The organism is Parapedobacter lycopersici (assembly GCF_040395035.1).
GTDB lineage: Bacteria > Bacteroidota > Bacteroidia > Sphingobacteriales > Sphingobacteriaceae > Parapedobacter > Parapedobacter lycopersici_A.
This window is the reverse complement of sequence record NZ_JBEBRB010000084.1, coordinates 1-10,044: the sequence shown is the minus strand read 5'-3', so window position 1 is coordinate 10,044 and position 10,044 is coordinate 1. Positions and strand designations below refer to the sequence as shown.

At 51.9% G+C, this 10,044-nt stretch carries 12 protein-coding genes; 4 read left to right on the top strand and 8 right to left on the bottom strand.

Going from position 1 to position 10,044, the window contains the following annotated elements:
• Positions 1-56 precede the first annotated feature (56 nt).
• Positions 57-326: a fic family toxin-antitoxin system gene (locus ABWO75_RS13635; protein WP_502922404.1), complete on the bottom strand. Its 270-nt coding sequence runs from the start codon at positions 324-326 to the stop codon at positions 57-59.
• Positions 327-1,068: 742 nt separating this feature from the next.
• On the opposite strand from ABWO75_RS13635, the gene ABWO75_RS12360 reads away from it, so the two are divergent.
• Positions 1,069-1,647, top strand: a complete 579-nt coding sequence (locus tag ABWO75_RS12360; RefSeq protein WP_353185980.1) for a Crp/Fnr family transcriptional regulator — start codon at positions 1,069-1,071, stop codon at positions 1,645-1,647.
• 96 nt (positions 1,648-1,743) lie between these two features.
• Positions 1,744-2,217, top strand: a complete 474-nt coding sequence (locus ABWO75_RS12355; protein ID WP_353185978.1) for a DoxX family protein — start codon at positions 1,744-1,746, stop codon at positions 2,215-2,217.
• A 58-nt stretch (positions 2,218-2,275) separates the two neighbouring features.
• Here ABWO75_RS12355 and ABWO75_RS12350 read toward each other — a convergent pair whose 3' ends face one another.
• Positions 2,276-3,319 carry a LacI family DNA-binding transcriptional regulator gene (locus tag ABWO75_RS12350; RefSeq protein WP_353185976.1) on the bottom strand — a complete coding sequence of 348 codons (1,044 nt, stop codon included), beginning with the start codon at positions 3,317-3,319 and terminating at the stop codon, positions 2,276-2,278.
• Positions 3,320-3,964: 645 nt separating this feature from the next.
• Here ABWO75_RS12350 and ABWO75_RS12345 point away from each other — a divergent pair.
• Positions 3,965-5,569, top strand: a complete 1,605-nt coding sequence (locus ABWO75_RS12345) for a M20/M25/M40 family metallo-hydrolase (RefSeq protein ID WP_353185974.1) — start codon at positions 3,965-3,967, stop codon at positions 5,567-5,569.
• 54 nt (positions 5,570-5,623) lie between these two features.
• Entirely contained in the window at positions 5,624-6,022 is a 399-nt protein-coding gene (locus ABWO75_RS12340) for a YidH family protein (RefSeq protein WP_353185972.1), read from the top strand.
• On the opposite strand, the gene ABWO75_RS12335 is transcribed toward ABWO75_RS12340, so the two are convergent.
• The 6 genes from ABWO75_RS12335 to ABWO75_RS12310 form a co-directional block, all read right to left on the bottom strand.
• The gene (locus ABWO75_RS12335) at positions 6,019-6,507 is read right to left on the bottom strand and encodes a hypothetical protein (RefSeq protein WP_353185970.1); all 489 of its coding nucleotides are present in this window, start codon (positions 6,505-6,507) and stop codon (positions 6,019-6,021) included. The genes ABWO75_RS12340 and ABWO75_RS12335 overlap by 4 nt on opposite strands.
• A 28-nt stretch (positions 6,508-6,535) precedes the next feature.
• Positions 6,536-6,757 carry a hypothetical protein gene (locus ABWO75_RS12330; RefSeq protein WP_353185968.1) on the bottom strand — a complete coding sequence of 74 codons (222 nt, stop codon included), beginning with the start codon at positions 6,755-6,757 and terminating at the stop codon, positions 6,536-6,538.
• Between the two features lie 111 nt (positions 6,758-6,868).
• The gene (gene rdgB / locus ABWO75_RS12325; RefSeq protein ID WP_353185966.1) at positions 6,869-7,447 is read right to left on the bottom strand and encodes an RdgB/HAM1 family non-canonical purine NTP pyrophosphatase; all 579 of its coding nucleotides are present in this window, start codon (positions 7,445-7,447) and stop codon (positions 6,869-6,871) included.
• Positions 7,444-7,962, bottom strand: a complete 519-nt coding sequence (locus ABWO75_RS12320) for a hypothetical protein (protein ID WP_353185964.1) — start codon at positions 7,960-7,962, stop codon at positions 7,444-7,446. The genes rdgB and ABWO75_RS12320 overlap by 4 nt, the downstream gene beginning before the upstream one ends.
• Positions 7,963-7,982: 20 nt before the next feature.
• Positions 7,983-8,966, bottom strand: coding sequence for a deoxyhypusine synthase family protein (locus ABWO75_RS12315; protein ID WP_353185962.1), 984 nt, complete (start codon positions 8,964-8,966; stop codon positions 7,983-7,985).
• Between the two features lie 95 nt (positions 8,967-9,061).
• A partial coding sequence (locus ABWO75_RS12310; protein WP_353185960.1) for a mandelate racemase/muconate lactonizing enzyme family protein occupies positions 9,062-10,044 on the bottom strand: 983 nt, incomplete at its 5' end.

Below are 10,044 nucleotides of genomic sequence, written 5' to 3'. Positions count from 1 at the left end.
TTTTAATTAGATGAAAAAATGAAATATAATAAGCCCTCCGCATTTCGGAAGGCTTATTATATTTCCAATATATGCAGCATCCTACCCACTTCAATATCCATTCTTGAAAAGGCAAACCACTTTTTGCCCAGGTCTTTTAGCGATGCTCCGATATGGTAGAGTTCTGTATTGTCAACAATAATAAAACGGTCATGGGCATTAGAGAAGAGCTCAATTTCAATAGCTGGATATTGGCTGTTGTAGCGTTGCAGATCAAGCTGTAATTGGTTACTGAAATTTTTGGTGTAAATCGTGGCAGTTACTGACTGATCACGCTTTCCGAGCAATGTGAGGACTGTATCGTCAACATAATTATCAATGAGTATAGTTGAAATTTTGGCACTTCGGATAATATCAGAAATAAAGGTATAAGCGTCAAATATTTGTCCATCATAGAAAATACCTTTTCGCTATGGAGTTTATCGCTTTCCAAAGCCTTAAAGATTTCTTCAAATTTCTGGTCGGCTTCTAACTGCTTCAATTCAATCTTATCCAAACGACGAAACAAAGAAGCGTTGCTGATAAGCATTCGTCGCATTTCTACAAAGGCTTCCATAATTTCAACACTGACCCCAAGTTGGGTAAGATTTTTTTTCTTATTCAGGTTTACTTTTCTTTATATAATACTGAATGTGATTTGTTTTATATCAAATTTAAAAAGCAAAAAAAAACTGCTTAGCACAAAAGATGTTATTCATATTTTGTAAATTTGCACTGAGTTACAAGGAGAAAACCACTGAAAGTGAGTGCAGTTAGCACCATTACTAAATCGTTACCTATAACAAACCTCCTTAACGTAATCTACTCTGTATTAACTCGCTTAGAGTTTTCTAATGTTTTTTTTAAAAAAATAAAAAGGGTGAAAGTAGCTTGCCATAACGGACTTTTAATGCCTTAAAAAAAATAGCGGCTTGCCGGGCTCCTGTCTTGCGGAATTTTCATTATTAAAGGTAATATTTGCATGCGGTGCAACCGATGGATGGCGGGTTATGATCTGACGGTTAAACGCTACGTGAAATGATAACAGCGATGAATGAACTTTTACGAGACCATATTGCTCAACACATATCCCTTGATTCAGCCGAACTTCAGCTTGTTGAGGCTGCCCTCGAACAGCGGACATTGAAAAAAAATGACTACCTGTTAAGCGAAGGGCAGGTCTGCAATTACGAATACTTCGTGATAAAAGGCGGGCTTCGGCAATATGAGGTTGATCCCAACGGCAGAGAGATCATCATCCATTTTGGCTTTGAAAACTGGTGGATTACGGACAAACAGAGCCTCTACTCGCAACGCCCGTCTATTTATTACATCGAAGCATTAGAAGAAACCGATGTTTTGCGGATAAGCCGCGAGGACTTAGCCTGTTTGTCTGTGAAGATACCCCGTCTGGAGCGTTATTTCCATCAGGTATTACAGCAGTCGTCCGTAATGTGGCAAACTAAAATATTATACCTTCAAAAACCGGCGGAGCAGCGTTACCTCATGTTCAGGGAGATGTATGGTTCGATTGAACAACGGATCTCACAGCAGCATGTTGCCGCTTATTTGGGTATCACCCGGGAGACGTTAAGCCGGATAAAGGGCCAACTATTAAAAAGGCAATGACATGATCCCGTGCAATAACCGGACGTTTTTGATAAATGTCACAGATTTAGCCTAACGAACACGCCTACCTTTGTTCATCAACAAAATTCACAACGTATGGACAAAGTAATCATTGAACAAATTTTCGCAACGCAATCCGGTTGGTCCGGCACGCTTCTCAGGCTGGTGCTTGGGGGTGTTATTTTCCCTCACGCGGCGCAAAAACTCTTTGGCTGGTTTAACGGTCCCGGATTATCGGGTGAAATGCATTTCATGACCCAGGTAGCTGGGTTATCAACGGCTACCGCGATAATGGCCATTACCGTTGAATGCGGCGCTACACTGATGCTCTTACTTGGACTGGGAACAAGAATTGCAGCGATAGAACTTTTCGGACTGTTTATCGGGATGATTGTTTTCATACACGCCCCGCATGGATTTTTTATGAATTGGTTTGGAAAGCTCCCTGCCGGCCAGGAAGGTTTTGAGTACCATTTATTGGTTCTTGGAATATGCCTCGCACTCCTTATTCAGGGCGGAGGCAATTTTTCGCTCGATAAATTAATCGCAGGCCTTTCAGATGCCCGGTAGCCGGCTATTTCGTTTCCATTGGTAACCGTATGAAATGGCTTACGCATGCAGTAAAGTCCTACAGCACCTCCGCTTTGGGCCGGGAAGACGCACGGGTCACCAGCGTTGCATTAATGCGCACCTGCTCTACCCGGTTGTCGTCCGTGCGGTCCAGGTTCTTAATCAGGATTTCCACTGCCTTTGTCGCAAGCAGGTCGACGGACTGTTTTACATAAGAAATGGGGCACTGATACAGGTCGAACCACTCTGCCTGTCCGAAACTCACCGCTGCAAAAACCTGCGGTATTTTCAAACCCAGCCGGTTGAGGTATTTGATGCTGTTCACCGCCAGGTCATTCGTTGAGAAAATCATGGCATCTATCGGGTCGTCCGCACGGAGCATTTCTTCCAGTGCGGCATTGATCTCCTCGCTGACATTGAACTGGTTGATTTTGCGCAGCCAGCTTTCCTGCGGCACAATCCCGCTGTCATGCAACGCGTCCTGGTAGCCCTTTATCCGTTCCTGCATGTGGAACAGTGTGGTATCGTAGGCCATCATCCCGATTTTCCGGTAACCGCCGGCCACCAGGTGAATGCCCGCGTCATACGCAGCCCGGTGGTTGTCGGTTACTACATAATCTGTTTTCAGCTGGGGAAAATGCCGGTCCAGCAACACGAATGGGATGTGCTGCTGCTGGAGGTAACGGAGCTGTTCTTCCGACCCTTCCGAGGAAACGATAATGAAACCATCTACTTTACGGTTGATCATTACCCGGAGCACGTTGGCCGACTTTTCCGCATTTTCGTCGCAGCTGCCGATAATAATGGTGTAATTATACTTCCGGGCCACGTCGTCGACAATCCGGGCAATGTTTGCAAAAAACGGATTGGCAATATCGGCAATGACCAGGCCGATCGTAAATGACTTCCCGCTCCTCAGGCTTTTTGCAATCAGGTTGGGCTGGTAATTTAATTCCTCGGCGACCTGCATTATCCGCGCAGCTGTCTCCTTCCCTACCCGGCTTTGCTGGGCCTTGCCATTCAGCACATAGGAAACCAAAGCTGTTGATACGCCCGACTTTAAGGCGATGTCCTTCAATGAAACGTTTTTCTTTCTTGCCATGCTATTGTCCGTTCAGTTCCCGGCCCGGCCGTCCACACCTGAATTAATCCCTAAAAAACCCGGTTGCCGGTCTGTGAAACGATGTGTATGCCATTACCAGAAGGCGAATATAAAAGAAGTTTTTTATTCCCGTACGATACGGCGGCATCCGTTTCCTGCAGAAATGATCCGGGTTGGCTATTTTTGTTTGCTTACTTCGGACAATGAGTCCCGCATCAGCAATTCCCCGGGATATGGTAAGTGGGCAAGTCTGTATCTTCGTGCTACCTGCTTCGGAATAAGTCAACGGCCAGGCCACCGTGCTTCCACCATGAGTCCGGTATTTACCGGCAAAAGGTGGACTCACCCTGGACTCACTGTGGACTCACCCTGGACTCACCCTGGACTCACTCCGAAGAAAGCGCGGTGCAACGCTTTACCTGTCCCGTTCCGGAAACTCACAGAATATGGTCAGGTTCCATTTCGAAACCGGGTCGGACCACAGCGGTCCGGCGTCATGCCTCTCCTGTAAACAGTTAACATACGGCATACCGGACGTCGATCCGGATGCAGGAAATGAAAAAATTCATACCGGATGGTGCGGAAAATTCGCTTATCCCGATTATTTTCAGGAGCTTTATCCCTTGTTCAACCAAAGATAATACCATGATCAATCACCATTTGATTCCAATACCCGGCTACCGGACCAGTTCGATCTGGCTGCACCTGCTTTTCCTGCTTACCCCTTTATTGGCTGCCAGTCAGCAGGGAACGGCATCGTCCGATCCGCTGGTGACGCAGATCGTGACGGAGGCCACGGAAAACTCCCAGCTGGAAAAGCTGGCCCATGAACTGTTGGATGTGATCGGTCCCCGCCTGGTGGGAACACCGCAGATGGACCTCGCCCACGAATGGGCGGTGAAGACGTACGAAGGCTGGGGCATACCCGCCCGCAATGAGCCGTTCGGAGAATGGCGTGGCTGGGAGCGCGGCATTTCCCATATTGACCTGGTTTACCCGCGGGTGAAAAGCCTGGCAGGCACCCAATTGGCATGGAGTCCTTCTACTGGCGGCCGGGCCGTTGAGGGGGAGGCGATCACGCTACCCGATTTTGCCGATTCCAGCGCATTCCGCGCATGGCTGCCCCAGGTGAAGGGGAAACATGTGCTGATATCCATGCCTCAGCTGACCGGCCGGCCGGATCACAATTGGGAGGAATATGCCCGCGATGCATCTTTTGACCGGTTAAAGGAAGCCCGGACCGCCCAAACGGAAGCCTGGGTAAACCGGATGCGGAAAATCGGCCTCATGGAAATCTCCGAATATTCGCTGCCCAGTGTCCTGGAAGAAGCCGGAGCGGCGGGGATTGTAACGTCTTATTGGTCGCGGGAATTCGGATCAAACAAGATTTTCGGCGCCCGGACAACGGAAATTCCCACCGTGGATCTCTCGCTCGAAGATTACGGTATGCTATACCGCCTGGCCGAAAGCGGCCATCATCCGCGGATACGCATCACCACGGAATCCAACGAACGCGGCATGGTCCCGATCTTCAATACCATCGCCGAAATTAAGGGTACAGAAAAACCCGAGGAGTATGTTATTTTATCGGCCCACCTGGATTCGTGGGAAGGCGGAACGGGGGCAACCGACAACGGCACCGGTACCATCGCCATGATGGAGGCGGCACGGATATTAAAAAAAATACTGCCCAATCCGAAAAGAACAATCCTGATCGGCCTTTGGGGCAGTGAAGAACAGGGATTGAACGGCTCCCGCGCATTTGTGCTCGATAACCCCAATATCGTAGGCAAAACGCAGGCGGTTTTTAACCTCGATAACGGCACCGGGCGTGTCTCCAGCATCAATGGGTCCGGGTTTCTTCATGCTTACGATTTCCTGGGCCGGTGGCTTGCCGCCGTTCCGTATGATGTACGCGGGGATATCGAAACAGCATTTCCCGGTATGCCGCCCACCGGTGGGTCAGACCACGCCTCCTTCGTCGCAGCGGGTATTCCGGCCTTTATGCTGAGCGCCCTTTCGTGGGGATATTCCACGATTACGTGGCATACCAACCTGGACACCTATGACAAACTGGTGTTCGATGACCTGAAATACAACGTTATTCTCGCTGCGGTACTGGCTTACCGGGCCAGCGAAGAGCCTGAACTGGTTAACCGCGAACAGCGGGTGCTTCCGGCGGCCGCAGACGGGAAACCGGGTAACTGGCCGGTTATCCGCCAGCCACGGCGGAGCGGTGGAGCATTTTAACAGGCATATTTAACCGGCCGGCCGGGCCGTCCGTATTTTTACAGGAGGTACATAATGAATAGCAACATAAACGAGGAAAAACAGCAGGTTAAACAGCACGTAAACGATCACCTGGCCAATGAACGTACCCTGCTGGCCTGGGTGCGGACTGCCATCGGGATTATGGCATTCGGTTTTGTTGTCGTTAAATTTTCGTTGTTCGTCAGGCAGGTGGGCCTGATGCTGGGACAGCAGATGCCGTTGCCCCAGTACGGGTATACCGCACCCATCGGCATTTTACTTGTTGCCGCGGGGGCGCTGTGCCTGGTGCTGGCGCTGTTCCGCTACCGCCAGACCGCCCGGCAACTGGATCGGGGCGTATATGCACATACCTCCGGCCTGCTGTACGGCATGGTCGGTTTAATCCTGGTAATCGGTGTTTTGCTCATCGGTTACCTGATCATGACCACTTAATCGGCGCGGTCCGCCGCGCACGGGACAGGATGAAACGCCTGGCCATCGGAAAAATCAATGGCACGGCTGTCGATGAAACGATGGATTCCCGCTGTTTCCTGCCGTTCGCCGAATCCCCTGATGTAGGTATCGCCCTGCACCAGAAATGCTTCCTCGGTGACGCTATGCATCCCCTCGGCGAAAAAATCGTAAAACACAACCAGCGTATCGCCGCGGAACCGGCCGCTCACCGAGCCGCTGCTGCCATCCACCTGGTAGTTTCTGAAATGGAGGGTACCATTCACGCTGTCCCGGTCGATAACCAGCCGCAGGTGCACGGTATCGCGTCCGTTGACATAACGGTAACAGGCCGTTTGCGACGCAATATCATTTTCAGCGGAAACCTCCGTCCGGCGTTCCGTTGCGGTATGGCAGGCCGCTATCCCGCCCAGCGAAATTGCACAGATAAGCCAGCGAAGCATGGGGTTCCGGTCCATCAACTGCATCGTGTAAATTCCATTCCGCCCAATACCGTTACCGTGTCCGCTTTCCCGCGGGTATCAGCAGCAACACCACACCTGCAGCCAGCACAATCCCGCCTACATATGGCGGCCAGTTAACCTGTTCTTTCCTATCCGCGGAAATCGCCACCGGTCCGAGGTCCACGACCTTTTCTTTCCGGGTGAATGAGAAACCGGTCCACACGAGCATCACGACGCCAATGACGACCAAAATGATTCCGAATGTTCTTGCCATAACGATTGATTTGAGGTTATTATGGTTATCAACAATGGATCGGCGGAAATGTTTGGCCCCCTTCCGAACCGGAGCCGGGCATGCGGCCATCGGCATGGCCGTCCCAACCGGCTAATAATGGCGCTGCAGGAAATCCGCAAGCCCGGCCACCGCAATGGCCCGGTGGCTGATGGCATTTTTTTCGGCGGCGGTCATCTCAGCAAAAGTTTTGCTGAATCCCCGTGGCGTAAACAGCGGATCGTAGCCGAAGCCGCCGGTTCCCCTGCGCTCAAAGCCAATATCGCCTTCCACCGACCCCTCGAAGAAATATTCGCGGTCGCCAATACGCAGCGAGATAACGGTACGGAAACGAGCGCGCCGATCCGGGTTTTCACCCAGCCGATGCAGCAATAGGTCAATATTCTTTTCCATGTCCCTCGAGCCGGAATAACGCGCTGAAAAAACACCCGGCTCATTGCCAAGTGCATCTACTTCCAGGCCCGAATCATCGGCAAAACAATCGTATCCGTAATGGGCCTGCAGGTATGCGCTTTTCTGTGCGGCATTGGCTTCAAATGTATTCCCGGTTTCAGGGATATCGTCGTTACAGCCCACTTCGGCCAGCGTCAGGATGCGGAACCGGTCGCCTACGACGGCCTGCACTTCCTCCAGCTTATGGGCGTTATTAGTGGCAAATACAAGGGTTATCATACCAGTAACTGTTTTATGGCAGTCCAGAACTGCCGTTTCTTTTCGTCGTTGGTCAGCAACTCATCGAATGCCGCCGTCCGCAGGACCGGCAGTCCGTCGCTATCCACCACCTGTCCCGATACGCCAGGTTCCAGTCCGAATACGGCTGGCGGGGCGCCCAGGAGGACAACTGCCCGCGGTTGGAAAAAGGCGGTCAGCTGTGTTTTCGGCGGAACTTCCGGCAACCGGGCCAAATTCAGCAGTGCAATATCATCGGCCGATAATTTCAGTGCCGCCAGTGTCCGGGAGAATGCGTCCAACGCCGGCACCGACATCCACTCATGGTGCCGGTCCTCAACCAGAAAAAGATACCGGCGTTTATTCTCACCGTAAAAGACGAAATGGGGCGATTCCGTTTCAGGGTCTCCCCCACCGTCCGGCCCGGGCAGCCGGGCTTCCGCTATCCCGAAAATGGTTTCATTCAGGAGGTAGCCCAGCGCCGTGGGATCGGCAGTCTGTATATTGGATGAGGCCATACGCTGACGGGTTAGCGAGGTTACTGGCCGAGTACCCAGGCGAAGATCAGGGGAGCGACAATCGTTGCGTCGGATTCCACAATGAACTTGGGTGTATCAATATCCAGTTTACCCCAGGTGATTTTCTCATTGGGTACCGCGCCGGAATACGAGCCGTAAGATGTCGTGGAATCCGATATCTGGCAGAAATAGCTCCAGAACGGAACATCATTCATTTCCATGTCCTGATAAAGCATCGGTACGACACAGATTGGGAAATCGCCCGCAATACCACCGGCAATCTGGAAAAAGCCGACGCCTTTGCCTCCGGAATTTTTAATGTACCAGTCAGCCAGGTAGGCCATGTATTCGATTCCGCTTTTCATGGTTGAGGCTTTCAGTTCACCCTTGATCACATACGAGGCGAAGATATTGCCCATCGTACTGTCTTCCCATCCCGGAACAACGATTGGCAGGTTCTTCTCCGCGGCCGCGAGCATCCACGAATTTTTAGGGTCAATTTCGTAATATTGGGTAAGCACACCGCTATTCAGGAGCTTGTACATGTATTCATGGGGAAAGTACCGTTCTCCTGCCGCTTCGGCTTCCTTCCATATCTTGTGGATATGCTGCTGGATGCGTCGGAATGCTTCCTCTTCCGGGATACAGGTATCCGTAACGCGGTTGTAATGGTTTTCCAGCAATTCCCATTCGTCCTGCGGACTCAGGTCGCGGTAATGGGGTACCCGCTTATAGTGGGAATGGGCAACCAGGTTCATGATATCTTCTTCGAGGTTTGCCCCGGTACAGCTGATGACGGATACTTTATCCTGACGGATCATTTCGGCGAGCGAAATGCCCAGTTCGGCTGTACTCATTGCACCGGCCAGGGTAATCATCATCTTCCCGCCGGCATCCAGGTGTGCCTCGTATCCCTTTGCGGCATCTACCAGCGCCGCGGCATTGAAATGCAGGTAATTCTTCTCAAGGAATTGGGATATGGGTCCCTTTTTTGTTGCGTTCATCGTAATCGCTTGTTAATCGTAATCACTTATTAATAATAGCCTGTCTGTTACAACGTGCAAAGGTAGGGATTCGCAGGGATATGTGGAAGGCCATATTAGACCGACCAATGCGCACACCGGCGGAGAAAATCCGCATCGGCATCCGCACCGATGCCGGGCAGGTCGGGCAGTGAAAGGCGGTAGCCATCGAACCGTACGCCGTTTACGGCGGGATCTTCCAGGTGACCCAGCAGGCAGGTATCCATATCGAAAAACCGGACATTGGGGGCAGCATAGGCAAAATGGACTTTTGCCGACAGTGCGATACGGCTCTCCAGCATGCCGCCGATCATGCAGGGGATGCCCTGCGCGGCGGCTGTATCCTGGATGCGCAGCGCTTCCGCAATGCCGCCCGATTTGGAAAACTTAATATTAATGTAATCGCACGCACCGGCCGCCGCCAGGCGTTCGGCATCCCGGTGGTCGTAACAGCTTTCGTCGGCCATGATGGGGATGGCGGTTTCTGTTCGCAGACGTGGCAGCAGGTGATCGTTATACCGGCGCATTGGCTGTTCACAGAACTGGATGTCAAACGCCTGTAGTCCGCGCAGGGCCATGCAGGCCTGCGGGTAGTCCCATCCCTGGTTGGCGTCGATCCGTATGGGTAACTGATCGCCAACCGCCTCGCGGATCGCCCGGATGCGCCGAATGTCGTCCACCGGGTCTTTCCCGAGTTTCACTTTAAGTACCTCCGCTCCCTGGTTACGGAACGCCAGCGCCTTATCGGCCATGGCCTCCGGACTGTCCAGCCCAACCGTGATATCCGTTACGATGGGCCGCACAATGCCGCCCAGGTATTGGTAAAGCGGCACGTTGGCATGCTTGGCAGCCAGGTCGTGCAGCGCCATGTCAAATGCGCTTTTGATCGTCGTGTTTCCGGCAATGAATGCATCGAGTTCCGCCAGGCGAGCAGATATATCCAATGCATCCTTCTCTTTCCATAGCGCTGCGAAATCCCGGGCCAGCACCAGGCAGGTGTCCTGCGTTTCGCCCACGATCATGGGAAATGCGGAGCATTCGCCCACACCATATAAGCCGG

Bases quoted from the DNA above. Each gene is read 5' to 3' on its own strand.
- ABWO75_RS12350 (WP_353185976.1), bottom strand. From the start codon at position 3,319: ATGGCAAGAAAGAAAAACGTTTCATTGAAGGACATCGCCTTAAAGTCG.
- ABWO75_RS12335 (WP_353185970.1), bottom strand. From the start codon at position 6,507: ATGCAGTTGATGGACCGGAACCCCATGCTTCGCTGGCTTATCTGTGCA.
- ABWO75_RS12360 (WP_353185980.1), top strand. From the start codon at position 1,069: ATGAATGAACTTTTACGAGACCATATTGCTCAACACATATCCCTTGAT.
- rdgB (WP_353185966.1), bottom strand. From the start codon at position 7,447: ATGATAACCCTTGTATTTGCCACTAATAACGCCCATAAGCTGGAGGAA.
- ABWO75_RS12330 (WP_353185968.1), bottom strand. From the start codon at position 6,757: ATGGCAAGAACATTCGGAATCATTTTGGTCGTCATTGGCGTCGTGATG.
- ABWO75_RS12340 (WP_353185972.1), top strand. From the start codon at position 5,624: ATGAATAGCAACATAAACGAGGAAAAACAGCAGGTTAAACAGCACGTA.
- ABWO75_RS12345 (WP_353185974.1), top strand. From the start codon at position 3,965: ATGATCAATCACCATTTGATTCCAATACCCGGCTACCGGACCAGTTCG.
- ABWO75_RS12320 (WP_353185964.1), bottom strand. From the start codon at position 7,962: ATGGCCTCATCCAATATACAGACTGCCGATCCCACGGCGCTGGGCTAC.
- ABWO75_RS12315 (WP_353185962.1), bottom strand. From the start codon at position 8,966: ATGAACGCAACAAAAAAGGGACCCATATCCCAATTCCTTGAGAAGAAT.
- ABWO75_RS12355 (WP_353185978.1), top strand. From the start codon at position 1,744: ATGGACAAAGTAATCATTGAACAAATTTTCGCAACGCAATCCGGTTGG.